The organism is Vibrio ponticus (assembly GCF_009938225.1).
In the GTDB taxonomy this organism is placed as follows: Bacteria; Pseudomonadota; Gammaproteobacteria; order Enterobacterales; family Vibrionaceae; genus Vibrio; species Vibrio ponticus.
The window spans coordinates 1,518,498-1,533,265 of sequence record NZ_AP019658.1 but is presented as its reverse complement, the minus strand read 5'-3'; the positions used below and the strand labels follow the sequence as shown (position 1 = coordinate 1,533,265).

Below are 14,768 nucleotides of genomic sequence, written 5' to 3'. Positions count from 1 at the left end.
TTGGCGATGAAAAGAGAACAAACTATTGAGAATCTCATTCAGCTAGCAGAACAAACAGCGCAGGTTCAAGCAGACCGCATTGAAATTGTGTTGGAAGAACGAAGTGATGAACATTTTCCTCCAATGTCAAAAGCTTTGATGGAAACTCGTTCTGGTTTGACTCGTCGTAAATTGGATGAAGCGATCAGTAAGTTGGAAGCCGAAGGTCATCAATTTACTAAAAACAATGCCAACCACTATTCAATTTCATTGCAAGAAGCGCATATGCTGATGGACGCGGCTGGCGTACCTAAGTTTTATGAGCGTAAAAAGAATGCAGTGAATAAGCCATGGATTATCAACGTACAAAACCAAAAAGGTGGTACGGGTAAATCTATGACAGCGGTACACTTGGCAGCTTGTCTTGCATTAAATTTAGATAAGCGTTACCGCATCTGTCTTATCGACTTAGACCCACAGGGCTCGCTACGTTTGTTCTTGAATCCGCAAATCAGTGTGACGGATCATGACAACATCTATTCTGCAGTGGATGTGATGCTAGAAAACGTACCTGAAGGGGTAGAGATCACTAAGGATTTCTTGCATAAAAACGTGTTGCTACCGACGCAATATCCTAACCTTAAGACAGTTTCTGCTTTCCCTGAAGACGCAATGTTTAACGCAGAAGCGTGGCAAAATCTATCACAGAACCAATCATTAGATATCGTTAAGCTACTTAAAGAGAAGTTGATCGATAAAATTGCTGATGATTTTGATGTGATTATGATTGATACCGGTCCTCACGTGGACCCGCTAGTATGGAATGCGATGTATGCGTCTAACGCGCTGCTGATCCCATGTGCTGCTAAGCGTCTTGACTGGGCATCAACGGTAAACTTCTTCCAACATCTTCCAACGGTTTACGAAATGTTCCCAGAAGATTGGAAAGGGTTGGAATTCGTGCGTTTAATGCCGACCATGTTTGAAGATGACAATAAGAAGCAGGTATCGGTACTAACCGAGATGAACTACTTGCTGGGTGATCAAGTGATGATGGCAACGATTCCACGTAGTCGTGCATTTGAAACCTGTGCAGATACCTACAGTACTGTTTTTGATTTAACAACCGGTGACTTTGAAGGGGGCAAAAAGACCCTAGCTACAGCGCAAGATGCGGTACAGAAGAGCGCATTAGAGCTTGAGCGCGTGCTACACAGTCATTGGAATTCACTAAACCAAGGGTAATAACTCATGGCAATTAAAACCTCAGATCTAAACGCTAGATTATTTGGCAAGACCAATAAACGCATTGCCACGACACCACAAGAAGCTCAGCAAGCGGCAAAAGAGCAAGCGCACGTTATTGAACTTTCAGTTGCAGGCGAGGAGATGGTTGAGTTTAAGTTGACTCGCATTGAAGCGGATCAAGTAGAAAAGCAAACCGTCGTATTTGCTGATAATGCACGTGAGCAATCATTTTTAAATGAACATGCACTTTCAGATGTATTAGTGACACTGCGCGAGCGCGGTCAACAGTACCCGGCAGTGGGTCGCATGCGTGAAGATGGCAAAATCGAAGTTCTCGATGGTAGCCGTCGTCGAATGTCGTGTATTTTAGCGGGTAAGCCATTTTTAGTTTATGTTGCTCAAAATATTAATGCAGAGCACGCGAAGTTCCTTTCTGATGTAGCTAACGCGCACAAGCCGTTATCACTTTATGAGAAAGGTAAAGAAATGCAGGCGAAGCTTGCTAGCGGCGAAGCGGAAGATCAAAAAGCGCTAGCAAAAATGTTCCAGTGCAGCGAAGCGTTAGTCAGTGGTGCTCTGAAAGCGGCGGATTTACCGTTAGAATTGTTGCAAGCGTATCCTAATGTGGCGGATCTTGGTCGTCCGACGATTGTTAAATTGCACAAACAGTTCAGCCAATTGAGCCATGCTGACAAAGGCATGCTACTGAAAAAGTGCAGTGATAAAGAAGGTTTCGCGTGGCAACGTAGTGACGCTCAAGGCGTTGCTCGCATCACCAAAGATGTTTCTGAAATGATTGAAGCATGGATTGAAGAGCTATCGCCAAGCAAGCGAGCGGTTAGCAATAAAGTTGATTTAATTAAAGGTCGTGTGAGCTACAGTCGTAAAGGGGCGAATCTTGCATTGAATCTAAAGAAAATTGATGAGAATACCATGCAAGATATTCTCGCATTTTTGCAAGAACGACTAAAATAGTCCCCGTCGTATTCATTTATTAAGCCGCTATTAGCGGCTTTTTTTGTGCCTGATTAACTGGATTAGACAATAAGTTTTGGGGTTATAAATCATAACAGCTCGACAATTGTCCCTCTGCGCTTTGGTTGGGTATATACTAGCGAGAAATACAATCGCACATCTAAGCTATGTTATCTGAGCAACAATTTCTCATCGAACTGCAAAAAGCAGCGCAAGTAAGCAATCATCGATTTGGTCTCTTCCTTAAGGGTGATGACGCTTGGTCTAAAGAGTTCTGTCATCATGCCGCGCAGTTAAACCAGGCAACTTGCTTTCAATTGGGAGGCGAAGCGCTTCCGTTTGTCACGCAATTCTGTCCAATGAACAAAGGGCAACAATTATTGGGACATGAGTGCGAGCTTTTAATTGTTGATTTGAGCAATGAGTTTGACGCGAATAGCGTGACTTCGGTACTCGGTACGCTTCGCGGTGGTGGTCTGGCAATCTTTATTCATGCAAGTCAAAGCCAAACGAGTTTTGCTAATCAATGGTTGTTGCGCGCACTGCAGCATTTATTAGTGGTAGAGCAGGGGAGTGATTTACCGGTAGTGCCGCTTTGTGATCAGTTGTCCGAGTCACAACGCGACGCTTTTGCGATGCAGTCTCAAGCTGTGACGCTGATAAAGAAGGTGGTCACTGGGCATCGTCGTCGCCCGGTGGTGCTTACTGCTGACCGAGGTCGAGGTAAAACCAGTGCATTGGGTATTGCTTCGGCGCAACTAATGTTGGAGCGTAAGCTCAAAATTATCGTCACTTCACCAACCATCGGCAATGTATCGCCTTTATTTGAGCATGCTGAAAAACTGTTGGGCTCAGTGACTAGAAGTAAGTTCAAGTTAGAGTGGCAAGGGTCATCGATTGAATTTGTTGCGCCGGATGAAGTGGTGAGAGGCAATCTTCAATGTGACTTGCTTTTGGTGGATGAAGCATCAGCGATTCCATTGCCGATGTTGATCAGCATGGTTGAACAATATCATCGAGCGGTTTTCGCAACTACGATTCATGGTTACGAAGGATGTGGTCGTGGTTTTACGTTGAAGTTTCAAAGCTGGTTAACTACCAATCGTCCCGGTACACGTTTTTATCATATGGAAACGCCAATCCGCTGGGCAAGCAACGACCCTCTGGAAAGTTGGCAGTATCAATCGTTCCTTCTTGATGCGGAATTAGATGAGTTACCCGCGAATATTGCTCCTGACAAATTGTCCATTGTGCTTACCCATTACCGACAAGAAGAGCTATTCAACTCTCCGGATATACTCAAACAATGCTTTGCATTATTGGTGAATGCGCATTATCAAACAACGCCTAATGATTTAATGCTGTTGTTGAGCGATCCTGCAATGAAGTTATTTGCCAGTTTTGAAGGTAACAACTGCGTGGCTTGTATTGTTGGTGTAGAAGAAGGGGGATTGGATAGAGACTTGGTGCAGCAAGTTATCGCCGGTAAGCGTCGACCAAAGGGACATTTGGTTGCTTCGTCACTGGCTGCCCATCTCGCTGTGAACGAGCCTGCTTTGGACAAGAGCCTGCGCATCATGCGTATTGCGGTTCACCCTAGTTGGCAAAATCGTGGTATTGGTAGCGATATTTTAAGTCAGCTCTATCAGCAGACTGGTTATCAATTTTACTCTACTAGTTTTGGTGTCACTGAAGAGTTATTTAGATTTTGGTCTACTAACGGTTATCGTCCAATTAAGCTCGGCATTCAACGTGACCAAGCAAGTGGCTGTCATTCTCTTATTATGGTTAAAGGAGAGGGCAACTGGATTGAATCAGGGGTTGATTTGCTAAGTCAGAGTTTGCGCTATCAAATGAGTGAACTTTACCATCAACTTGATACATCTCTGGTGCAAGCTTTGGTCGATTCTTTTACCGACCGCAATCACGCGCTCTCTAGGTTTGAAATCAACATACTTGAGAATTATGCCCAAGGTGGCTCTAGCTACGAGAATGTATCGATGCTTTTAGCCAAACATATTTGGCATAGTGCGCTAGATGAGAGTGATGGGTTATTAATTCGCAAAGTGTTACAGCAATGGTCTTGGGCTGATTGCGCTCATGACTTTAACCTCGCGGGACGCAAACAAGTTGAAATGCGTATCCGACAGTTGCTGCTCAACCGTATCAAGTAATCTCTGTTGTAATTTACACTGTAAACGCAGTTCCGCTTTACAGTGTAAATCCTCTTTCCGTTTTACACTGTAAATACTCCACTAATGACATAACTATTAATAATCAGTCTGGTCATTGCCAAAAAAAATCTCGCCAGGCTATTTAACTGAATCATCGTCAATATTGGCAAAAAAACATGTTCTCAAATTATATTTTGCCGATGGAATAGATGAGTGGCATTTGCTTAATAGTTATTTCTTTCTACACTCAACAATAAGCAACCAGTTTTACTTGCTCAAACCTTATCAGTCACAATTTTCGCTTGATAGCGTCAGCGTGCACAAGAAAGGTCGCCGCATTTAGCATGACTAATGCGGCGACTGGTATCCATAATAATTTACGCTAGTGTCGACCAAAGGTTTTTCCATTCAGAATACGCCATCTTGGCAACCGAGAGGGGGGACTCATGTCTGTTACAACTGAGATTGACACCGAGTCAAAACAAGTGACCATCTATGTGAAAGGGGCGTTTGGCTTCAATTTGATTCAGGATTTTAAACGTTGCTATGCCGATAAGCGAGGTTATGGCTTCACGATTGATCTGCGCATGGTCGACTACATAGATAGTGCAGGGCTTGGTATTTTGATCAACATGCAAAATTATCTCGAGCAGGCGGACGGTCAGATTCGCTTAACCAATACGTTGCCCCAAGTTCGCAAAGTATTGGCGATATCTCGCTTTGATAAAAAGTTCTCTATTCAGTGAGGAACAAACATGAGAATCATGATTGTTGACGACCAAGCGACGAATAGAGAATTATGTCGCATGATGCTAAGCCACGTTACCTCAAGAATTGATACCTTTGAAAGCGGTGTTGGTATCGTGGATGCGATGAAAGCGCTACCGACTCCACCTGACATCGTTCTGCTCGATGTGATGATGCCAGAGCAAAATGGCTTTACCACAGCACAGCAAATCAGACAGGCTTTCCCCAATCAACATATCGCAATCATATTCTTAACTGTGCTAGATGATCATGATTCATTTGAGCGTTGTCTATCTTTGGGCGATGATTTCGTATTAAAGCCCGTCGAGAGCAGTGTGCTGCTTGCAAAAGTTCAGGCTCATTACCGCATTGTCACTATGCACAATGAGGTAATGGCGCAGCGCGATGAACTCTCTCTCTTCCATGAACAAATCCGTTATGACTACGCCATCGCTGAGTCGATTTTCTCTAATTTGAAAGAAGAGATGAGTGCGCAAGTTAAACATGTGTTTGGCATTGATTATATCTCCACGCCTTCCACCATCTTCAATGGCGACCTGATCGTTGTCGCGAATCGTCCCCATGGCGGTGTCTATGTGATGATAGCGGATGCGACCGGGCATGGTTTGCCAGCGGCTATATCTGCAATACCTGCAACCAGAGCGTTCTTCTCTATGGCGGTTAAAGGGTTTTCTTTAGGTGATATTGTTAGCGAAATAAATGATGTGCTAGAACGCTTTCTTCCTTCGGGAATGATGCTTGCCGCGAGTTTCTTTGAAGTACGTGCAAGTGGTTTTGAAGTTTCCTGGTGGGGGGGCGGTTTACCTGACGCTTATATTCTCGATCACGATGGCAGTATCTTGCGTCGATTGGAATCCAAACACATGCCTTTGGGCGTGCTATCGAATAAAGAGTTTGAAGCCAATTTGGTGCATTTAAATCTCGAACCAAATCAGCGTATCGTCGCCTACACTGATGGAGTTATCGAAGCTGTGAATGCCGATGGTGAACTGTTTGGGCAAGAGCGGCTAGAGCGAGTGTTGCAGTCGGGATGTATGACGATACCAACTCTGTATCAGTCGGTGCGCGAATTTGCGTATAAGAGTGTAGAAGACGACCTCTCTATTCTTTCGATGCAATTCCCTATATCAAGTGATAAAAGTACGGTTGAAGTAGCAGCGAGCGATTTCTACAGTAGCCTGCCTATCCAATCCCAGTTACATTTTCCTGCTGAGGTAATTAAGCAAGCAAGTTTGATGGGCGATATTAGACGTTACCTAACCGGAATTGTGTTTGGCGGTCCTCATCTTGATCTAATCTGCTCAATTCTATCTGAACTGGTGACTAACGCAATTGACCACGGTTTGTTAGATATGGACTCTTCAATCAAAGAGCAGCCAGAAGGCTTCTTTCTGTTTTATCAGCAACGCGAGCAGAAATTGGCACAGCTAAGTGAGGTTGCCTGGCTTAAGATAAATTTCAACTATCAACCACAACAAAGTGAACTGGTAATGGAGATAGAGCACAACGGTGTGGGATTTGATTATGAGAATTATCCTAAACAATCATCCAACCGACTCACTTATGGAAGGGGAATAGTGCTTGCTACTGAGTTGTGTGACTCGCTGACTTATTCACAGCAGGGAACCAAGGTTAAGGCAATATACCGTTTCGACGCTCCACATCGTTTTCCTACGTCGCGTTAAAAGCGCAATTTACATTGTAAATTATGGGGTGGCTTTTAAGCTGAATTTCTGTCGTCATCAAATGTCTCTTTTATTGGCAGTCAATCGCGCGCAGCTATCAACGACAAGCTGCGAGCTAAGTCTAACTCCCTATTCACAGATTTGAATCGCCATTCCTCGCGCGGCATATTGAGCGTGCAGACTTTGGATGAAAAGTCGACTTTTCTCTTTGTGTTGGAGTTCTCATGTTTAAGCTACAAACTCGCCGGTTAACTTTACGCGATATGATGGCGTCCGACGAAGCGGCTTTTGTCGCACTCTCTCAAGACAGTAAATATCAACGCTTCTACAGCGAAGAAGATTGCGATGCTGAGAAGTATCGACAGCTTACCAAGTTATTTATCGCTCAGGCTTTAGAGCAACCACGTAAGGCTTATCAATTGGCGATAGAGGATACTCTGACAGGTCAGTTTATCGGTACCGCTTGTTTACGCTTAGAAGCGGACCAGCAAGCATCGATTGGCTGTGGTTTGTCACGCTCGAGCCAAGGTGTCGGTTTAATGCAAGAAGCGATGAGTACGCTGGTTGAATTTGGTTTTAGCGAGCTTGGTGTTCATCGTATGTATGCCGAAACAGTCAGTGCGAATCTCCCTGCAATTAAGTTGTGCCAGACACTGGGTATGGTCAAAGAGGGGCACTTCCGCCAACACCGTTATTTTAAGCGCCAATGGTGGGATACTGTGGTTTATGCCATTCGTGTTGATGAATGGTGTGAGAGGTACTAATCAATGCTCCTCTCGACGGCGAACAAATTTACAATGTAAACTGAGGTAGTCGATGAGATTCGATTTTTAGTAAATTCGGCGCTCCATGATTTTGGCAAGCATCAAACTAGATGTATGACAATTCTAAGCGATAGATTTGATGAAAAGGGAATTGATAATGTATGCGGTAATTTTTAAAGCCAAGGTAGGCGTTCAAGATGAGCAGTATGGCAAGATGGTCGCTTTAATGCGCGAGTTGGCTTTCAATCACTATCACTGCCAAGACTTCATTGCGGTGACAGAAGGTGAGCAAGAGATTGCGATTTCCTATTGGCATAACGAAGAGGACATTCGCAATTGGCATCAAGATAGCCAACATCAAATCGCTCAACAGTTGGGGCGCGACAAGTGGTATCAATCTTACAGTGTCGAAGTTGTCGAGATTAAAAGGCGCTACGCTTATGCTGAGAATTGAGAATTGAGAATTGAGAATTGAGAATTGAGAATTAGGGGCATTGTTGCCCCTTAATCATAACTGGCGCTTACGCGTCTTGTGCTTTGAGTTTTTGTTTAATTGTGGTTTTGAGGTTATGCATAAAGTTTTTAAAGTGCGGCATTAACTCAGCGAACAAAGGATGTTTACGATGAGCCATCATTGTTGGTCCAAGTAGACGCAATGCAACGGCGACTTTGGTCGCGGTATTAGTTTCTAGATCGGTGCCTTGTTTGAGTTTGTCGATGGTATTAAACAGGTCTTCTCGATCGCAGTGTTCAAATTCAGTGCGTTGAATAGATTCGTCATTAGTCGAAATCTCTTCAATAGTGACGCGGTAACGTTTTTCTCGGCGAATTTTATCAATCATCTTATGCTCTCATTTTTAAAACTGGTTTCGGGCGAAATTTTCTACAACTTGGTTGTTTGCAGTGACTGGAAAGATTGCAACAACCGTTAATTAAGTTGATAATGTCAACTATAGTATTTTGGTTGATAAAGTCAACTATATTTTGAGGGTATAAAATGGCTGATGAAAAATCGTTAGAAACTCTGTTTCACTTAGTGCACAGTTTGAAGCGGAATTTACATGAGCAGATAGAGCTGTTGGATTTGGATATCGCGCCGATGCATGTCAGGGTTTTGAAGATAGTCACCCATCAGCCGAACTGCACGGCTGTCGATATAGCCGGCTTTTTGTCCCGTGATAAGGCGCAGGTCACGCGATTGCTCAACACCCTAATTGAAAAGCAGTTGATTGAAAAACGCCCGAATCCGCAAGATAAGCGCAGCCAGTGCTTAAAAATAACCGAGAGTGGTCAAGCGATAGTGAGCCAGATAGCCAGTGTGGATACTAAGCTGCATGATAAAATGACCGCAGACCTGAGCGCTGAGCAGCTTGAACTGTTTGAGCAAATCGCCGGGCAAATGGTGCGAAACCTCAACGATTGATAGGCGATAAACCCTCTAGAAGCGCCTATGCAGGCTTAATATGCCCGCATAGCGCCCCAAAACGCCTTCTACAGCGTTTAAACATCCTTTCTATGTATCGAGTCGCAAATAAGATTTAACGGTCCCTCAATCATTTCTAGCGTGATTTTGACCTGAGTTTGATTGCACTTCATCGCCAACGCGACACCATGTAGATAATCCACCAGCAAATGCAGCGCGTTTTGTTGATGTTCTGCCGGCAACGTTAGTTCATCGACAATGGCATTAAAATGCTGTTCAAAGCGGTTTGCTGGTCCTTCCAACTTCATCGATAACAAGGTATCTAACAGCCCCGAGTAACGCTGTAAGAGTTCTAAGTAGCTCCATGCGAGACTATTGAGTTCTTGTTGCCAACTCGCGCCTTGTTGCGGTTGGTAGATCTGATCGATCAGTGACACAGTGATCGACTCAAGCAGATCATTTTTATTGGCGTAATAGTGATAAATCGCCATGGCATCGACATCTAATTCAGCGGCTAAGTTGCGAATACTTGGCACTTTACCTTGATCAAGCATCATGCGTTTGGCTTGAATCATGATCGAATCACGGTTTAAACGACCGGCAACGCCACTAGGTCGTCCTCTACTCTTGCTCTTGACACTCATCGGGATCAACTAATAAACTTTAATTCTACGGTGTAGAAATTATAGAAAAGTTCCTTCTCTTTGCCAACTCATTTACTGGAGTATTGCTGTGTCTAATATTGTTTATATCGCCACAAGTATTGATGGTTTCATCGCTGATAAGAATAATCAGGTTGATTGGTTGCACGATACCCCGAATCCTAATCTCGACGGCTCGGATTTTGGTTTCGCAGCGTTTATGCAGCAGGTCGATGCGCTAGTGATGGGGAGAAATACCTTTGAAATGGTGGCGAGCTTTGATTGCGATTGGCCATATACCAAACCGGTATTTGTGCTCAGCAATACACTGTCGTCAATCCCAAGTGAGTATCAAGACAAAGTGTTCTTAGTCAAAGGCGACCTAAAGCAGGTGGTGGCAGAACTTAATCAGCAAGGATATCAACGTCTCTACATTGATGGTGGAAAGACGGTGCAAAGCTTCCTTGAACAAGATCTGATTGATGAGATGATCATTACCACCATTCCAGTTGTGCTGGGTGGCGGGGTGCCACTGTTTGGTGAGTTAGCCGCCGCACTTAGATTTACCCACGTTGCAACCGAACGTTTCCTAGATTGTTTGGTGCAAAACCACTTCGTGCGCCTGAGATAGTTAAAAACGCCACACCAATGCTATCTAAACAATATTTGGCAGGTTATGTGGCATCCACTGTTTAAGGTGATCTAAAAACAGCGAGAGGCGATATGGGATGTGTTTGCGCGTAGGATACATCCCATAAATACCAACAGGCGGAAATTCAGCAATCCCTTTAATCTCGACTAATTCGCCCTTGGATAAAGGCTGGCTGACAAATATTTTTGGCAGCATCACGATACCCATTTCATCAATCACGGCTTGGATTAAGGTATGAGTATCTGAGATGACCGCGATCCACGGCTGTCTAAAAGTAACGTTCCTACCATCAACGCTCAAGATCCAGTTGTCACCATAGCGATTTGTTCCCATGTGCAAACAATCATGTTGCTCGAGATCGGTAAGATTGGTTGGTGTGCCACGTAATTGCAAATAACCAGGCGACGCATAGAGCCCCATCGTTGTCTGACCTAACTTGGTCGCGATGTAAGATGAGTCCTGTAATTCAAAGGCGAATCTAAAGGTAAGATCGATTTCGTGTTTAATAAGATCAAGTTGTTGGTTGGCAAGTACCAGATCAAAGCGAATGTTTGGATAGTCGTGACGAAACAATTTGATCGCTTGCATCAATATTGGTCCCATCGCATCGGGCGCAGATAGGCGGATCAACCCCGTCGGATTCACTTGGTGCGTGCTGCTAAGTGAATCTTCCAGTGCATCGATCTCATTTAAGATCGCTCTTGCTCCCTCATAATAGCCTCTGCCTCCTGGGGTTAACTGCATACTGCGCGTTGTACGATTGAGCAGAACAAAGCCGAGTTGATTCTCTAATGCCGCGATATGGCGACCGACAATCGCCGGTGTGAGCTTCAAAGATTTTGCCGCTTTTGCAAAACTGCCCTGATCGACAACGGTGCAAAACAGCTGCATGTTTCGGTATTTATCCATTCGATACTATTTGTATATTGTTAAATGATATTTGTGCTAATTGTGCCCAAACAGTATAGGAATTATCTTTGCTCTCGCCAATAGATAGCGACGTTAATAAGTGTCGCTACTGCCCATTTTGAAAGAGAGATCATGATGAAGTTGTATGTATTTGATAGCTGTCCTTACTGCGTTCGCGTAAAAACATTGATTGGTTTGAAGCGGCTTGATGTCGAACTAAAGCCGTTTGCCCTCGGTGAATTACCGCAGCAAGTCGCAGATAAACTGACTCAATTTACGGTTCCAATCCTCGAATATAGCAATACTGAAAGCGGCACAGAGCTGATGACAGAAAGCTTAGATATTCTGCAAAGGTTAGATTCACTTTATCAGCCTTATCTAGCCAGCTATCAACTTTCTTCGCAACTGGAGCAAATTTTGGCTCAGCTTAAGCCTCTGACTGCTCAGTTATGCTATCCGCGTATGCTGCATTTAAACCTACCTGAACTTGCTACTGAGAGCGCGGTTACCATGTTTACGCAATCACGTCAGGAAATGTTTGACACTAGTTTAGATCAGTTGTTAGCGCAAACCTCAACGTATCTTCCAGCGCTTGAGCAGGCTCTCTCTGAGATTAGCCAACAATTGGATTTGGCTAGTGCAGCTAACCAATCACGTGATCTGACGATTGATGATATCGCGTTATTCGCTGAGTTACGCAATTTGACCATGATTGGTGAGCTAACGATGCCTAGTTCAATCACTGCTTATTTGCAGACGATTTCTCGTCTTAGCGGTGTTGCGCTATACACGCCAGTTTTTGCTCAATAAGAGGGTTTTATGATGGCAAATAGCAAGCTGTTACCACTGCTGATCATTTTCTCATTGGTACCTCTGGGGCCTTTGGCAATTGACGTCTATTTGCCGTCGTTTCCTCAGATGATCGAGGTGTTTTCTGTCACGGATGCCGCGATGCGTCAGACCATTTCGATCTATATTTTAGTGCTGGGTTTCAGTCAATTGATCGCGGGACCACTTTCAGACCGATTTGGACGACGATTTTCTGCGGTGATCGGCAGCTTGATCTATGCATTAGGCAGCTTAACTGCGATCTATTCGCAGACGATTGAAACGTTATATTTTGCCCGTGCTCTGCAAGGTTTGGGCGCTTCGTTCACAATGATCACCGCAATGGCGTGGGTGCGAGATAACTATCATGGCAACCAAGCGGGGAAATTACTCAGCTATATCGGTGGCGTGACCAGTGCTATTCCGACGATCGCGCCTTTGGTTGGAAGTGGTTTAGCGACAGTGCTAGGTTGGCAAGGCGGTTTTTATATGATGACCGCGATTGGCGCGCTACTCACTTTATCGGCGTGGGTGAGTTTGGAAAAGCCGAGTAAGTCAGTATCAAACCTAGCTCAGAATAACAAAATACTGACCTGTGATGTGAAAGCAATCTTCCGTAATAAAGCGTTTGTTCGCTATTCTGTGGCGAACATGCTTAGCTTTGCCGGGTTATTAACTTATGTCGCTGTGGCACCAAGTGTTGCAATGGTCGAAGCTGGCTTAAGCCAAGTGATGTTTTCTGTTCTGTTTGGCGCGATTGGCGGCGCACAAATCTTGTTTAGCTTGCTCGCACCAAAATTAATCCAGCGAGTGGGGCGCAACCACACGGTGTTAGTTGGTTCTAGTTTAACCGCGCTGGCAGGTATCGGGCTAATCTTGTTTGCATCAGCTAATATTTATGGATTTTTTGTTGTTGCTGCGATGGCCAGTGGTGGTTTCAGTTTGATGTCAGGTGCGGCAATCTCATTGGCACTAGAACCTTTTGAGAGCTGTGCCGGATTGGCAGCATCGCTGGATGGTTTCTTGCGTATGGTTGGTGGTGCAATGATTGTGGCACTATCAGGGTGGGTGACTTCCGAAAGTACATTGAGCTTAGCGATAGTTTATCTATTGTCAGTTTTGCCGATATTGATGATTGTTTTGCATGGCAAATTTCAACGCAAACCATCAAAAAGTTGAGATTAATCTGATGCTTTTGAGTGAGTTTACACTGTAAAACGGAAAAAGCGGTGAGTTGAAATCACCGCTTTTTCTGTACTCTTAAGACCTCTCACATCTCTAATCATCTATTCTCATATCTTTAGCTTCAAACTTTCAGATCTATAACTCTCAATTCTCATATCTCATTTCTCTCTTGATAAATTGCCGGTTTTATATCGAGTAAAGGCGTGCCGTTTAAGCAATCTAACCCTCTAACGATCAGATAGTCTTCACCAATCTCCGCAATCGGAAGAATGGCCGCACCTATAGGGTTAGGACGGTGTGGTGAGCGGAGTGCAAACGTGCCTAACTGTTGTCCTTGTCTACTTTGTAGCATGAGATCGCGCTTTGCCTGTTCAAGCCAGTAAAGAATAAGAATGGGCTGCCCTTTCGCGAGACCGGTTAGAGCACTTTTGTATTGATGCTCTAGCTGAATGCGGCAAGGGCTTTGATGTTTATGGATGTTATGTGGACATGCATCAAGGGTTGCAAAAGGAGTTTGGATGGAGCCGATGTAGTTTAAAACATTATTCATGGCGTTATTCCTCACGCATTGAAATTAAGCTATAGAAAAACAGAGTGATTAAGATGATGGCTCCGCCAATTAAGCTTGCGTTGGCTGGTATTTCAGCAAAGAAAATGAGTGCCCAAATTGGAGCGAGAACCGTTTCTAGCATTAATGTCATTGAGACTTCAGCTGAGGTAATGTAGCGCGTGGCGACCATTGAAAAAACGCGCCCTAGCGGTGCTGTAAGTAATCCCATTGCTGCCATGATCAGCCAGGTCTCTAGGCTATATTCGCTAGGATCGGCAAAGAAAAACATGACGACTGCCAGTAGCAATCCACCTAAGCCAACAGCAGCTAAGCGACTAACGTGATGAAATTTGCGTAGTAAGGTAAACATTAGCGAAAGACAGATCACGGAGAACAGGGCAAGTAGATCACCAAGCCAGTAGCCGGAACCAAATGATCCTGAAACCACCACACTAATACCGATCATCACTGCGATGATCGCCACTACGGTTGAGTGGTTGATCTTTTCTTTCAACATTAGCCAACTGAACATCGCGGCGATGGCTGGCGTGGCACTTAAGATGATAAATGTGTTCGCGACCGAGGTATTTTTGAGACTAAATACTAAGCCGGAAGCGCTCCCCACCATAAGTATCCCCGCAATCTGCAATGGCCAACCACTCTGTTTGACGGCTTGTCTGATTCCGCGTTTATCATTGATTTTAAGCAGGATCGGCATTGAGATAGCACTGAATAAGCCAAATAAAAAAGCGGTATCGAAGCCACTGACGTTGGCGTAGCGAATAAATATCGGATCTAAGCTCATTAGCATTGCGCCACCAATCGCGAGCAAAAAGCCATGACGGCGGGTTGGGTTTGGCTGGGTCATGTCACTGGTTAAGTTCATGAGAATTACTCTTATTAAAAATCATACCAATGAGTATGATTTTGTGTATAACTTGAGTCAAGAGAAATCATACCGTATAGTATGATTATTATTTGGCAGTA

General features: G+C 44.3%; 16 protein-coding genes. 11 read left to right on the top strand and 5 right to left on the bottom strand.

Annotation, left to right across the window (positions count from 1 at the left end; translation table 11 throughout):
• Positions 1-6: 6 nt before the first annotated feature.
• From GZN30_RS21050 to GZN30_RS21020, 7 genes are all read left to right on the top strand, one after another.
• Entirely contained in the window at positions 7-1,224 is a 1,218-nt protein-coding gene (locus GZN30_RS21050) for a ParA family protein (RefSeq protein WP_075648086.1), read from the top strand.
• A gap of 6 nt (positions 1,225-1,230) precedes the next feature.
• Positions 1,231-2,202, top strand: coding sequence for a ParB/RepB/Spo0J family partition protein (locus tag GZN30_RS21045; RefSeq protein WP_075648087.1), 972 nt, complete (start codon positions 1,231-1,233; stop codon positions 2,200-2,202).
• A 167-nt stretch (positions 2,203-2,369) separates the two neighbouring features.
• Entirely contained in the window at positions 2,370-4,376 is a 2,007-nt protein-coding gene (locus GZN30_RS21040) for a tRNA(Met) cytidine acetyltransferase TmcA (protein WP_075648088.1), read from the top strand.
• A 446-nt stretch (positions 4,377-4,822) separates the two neighbouring features.
• Positions 4,823-5,122 carry an STAS domain-containing protein gene (locus GZN30_RS21035; protein WP_075648089.1) on the top strand — a complete coding sequence of 100 codons (300 nt, stop codon included), beginning with the start codon at positions 4,823-4,825 and terminating at the stop codon, positions 5,120-5,122.
• Positions 5,123-5,131: 9 nt separating this feature from the next.
• Positions 5,132-6,829 carry an ATP-binding SpoIIE family protein phosphatase gene (locus tag GZN30_RS21030; RefSeq protein WP_075648090.1) on the top strand — a complete coding sequence of 566 codons (1,698 nt, stop codon included), beginning with the start codon at positions 5,132-5,134 and terminating at the stop codon, positions 6,827-6,829.
• Between the two features lie 224 nt (positions 6,830-7,053).
• Complete coding sequence (locus tag GZN30_RS21025) at positions 7,054-7,593, top strand: GNAT family N-acetyltransferase (protein ID WP_075648091.1); 540 nt, start codon at positions 7,054-7,056, stop codon at positions 7,591-7,593.
• Positions 7,594-7,750: 157 nt separating this feature from the next.
• A complete protein-coding gene (locus GZN30_RS21020; RefSeq protein ID WP_075648092.1) occupies positions 7,751-8,047 on the top strand; it encodes an antibiotic biosynthesis monooxygenase family protein in 297 nt (98 codons plus the stop codon).
• A gap of 67 nt (positions 8,048-8,114) precedes the next feature.
• Here GZN30_RS21020 and GZN30_RS21015 read toward each other — a convergent pair whose 3' ends face one another.
• Positions 8,115-8,435 (bottom strand): DUF3861 domain-containing protein, encoded by a 321-nt coding sequence (locus GZN30_RS21015; RefSeq protein ID WP_075648093.1) that lies wholly within the window; start codon positions 8,433-8,435, stop codon positions 8,115-8,117.
• Positions 8,436-8,590: 155 nt separating this feature from the next.
• Between GZN30_RS21015 and GZN30_RS21010 the strand changes: the two genes are divergently transcribed.
• Positions 8,591-9,016, top strand: a complete 426-nt coding sequence (locus GZN30_RS21010) for a MarR family winged helix-turn-helix transcriptional regulator (protein WP_075648094.1) — start codon at positions 8,591-8,593, stop codon at positions 9,014-9,016.
• A gap of 77 nt (positions 9,017-9,093) precedes the next feature.
• On the opposite strand, the gene GZN30_RS21005 is transcribed toward GZN30_RS21010, so the two are convergent.
• A complete protein-coding gene (locus tag GZN30_RS21005; RefSeq protein ID WP_075648095.1) occupies positions 9,094-9,660 on the bottom strand; it encodes a TetR/AcrR family transcriptional regulator in 567 nt (188 codons plus the stop codon).
• Between the two features lie 88 nt (positions 9,661-9,748).
• Here GZN30_RS21005 and GZN30_RS21000 point away from each other — a divergent pair, with 88 nt between their 5' ends.
• Complete coding sequence (locus GZN30_RS21000; RefSeq protein ID WP_075648096.1) at positions 9,749-10,288, top strand: dihydrofolate reductase family protein; 540 nt, start codon at positions 9,749-9,751, stop codon at positions 10,286-10,288.
• Between the two features lie 24 nt (positions 10,289-10,312).
• Here GZN30_RS21000 and GZN30_RS20995 read toward each other — a convergent pair whose 3' ends face one another.
• Positions 10,313-11,218 carry a LysR family transcriptional regulator gene (locus tag GZN30_RS20995; protein WP_075648097.1) on the bottom strand — a complete coding sequence of 302 codons (906 nt, stop codon included), beginning with the start codon at positions 11,216-11,218 and terminating at the stop codon, positions 10,313-10,315.
• A 132-nt stretch (positions 11,219-11,350) separates the two neighbouring features.
• Between GZN30_RS20995 and grxB the strand changes: the two genes are divergently transcribed.
• Complete coding sequence (gene grxB, locus GZN30_RS20990; protein ID WP_083627129.1) at positions 11,351-12,028, top strand: glutaredoxin 2; 678 nt, start codon at positions 11,351-11,353, stop codon at positions 12,026-12,028.
• Between the two features lie 9 nt (positions 12,029-12,037).
• Positions 12,038-13,225 (top strand): multidrug effflux MFS transporter, encoded by a 1,188-nt coding sequence (locus tag GZN30_RS20985; protein WP_232060553.1) that lies wholly within the window; start codon positions 12,038-12,040, stop codon positions 13,223-13,225.
• A gap of 157 nt (positions 13,226-13,382) precedes the next feature.
• Here the strand turns inward: GZN30_RS20985 and GZN30_RS20980 are convergent, their stop codons facing one another.
• The gene (locus tag GZN30_RS20980) at positions 13,383-13,781 is read right to left on the bottom strand and encodes a TrmO family methyltransferase domain-containing protein (RefSeq protein ID WP_075648098.1); all 399 of its coding nucleotides are present in this window, start codon (positions 13,779-13,781) and stop codon (positions 13,383-13,385) included.
• A 4-nt stretch (positions 13,782-13,785) separates the two neighbouring features.
• Positions 13,786-14,667, bottom strand: a complete 882-nt coding sequence (locus tag GZN30_RS20975; protein ID WP_075648099.1) for a DMT family transporter — start codon at positions 14,665-14,667, stop codon at positions 13,786-13,788.
• Positions 14,668-14,768 lie beyond the last annotated feature (101 nt).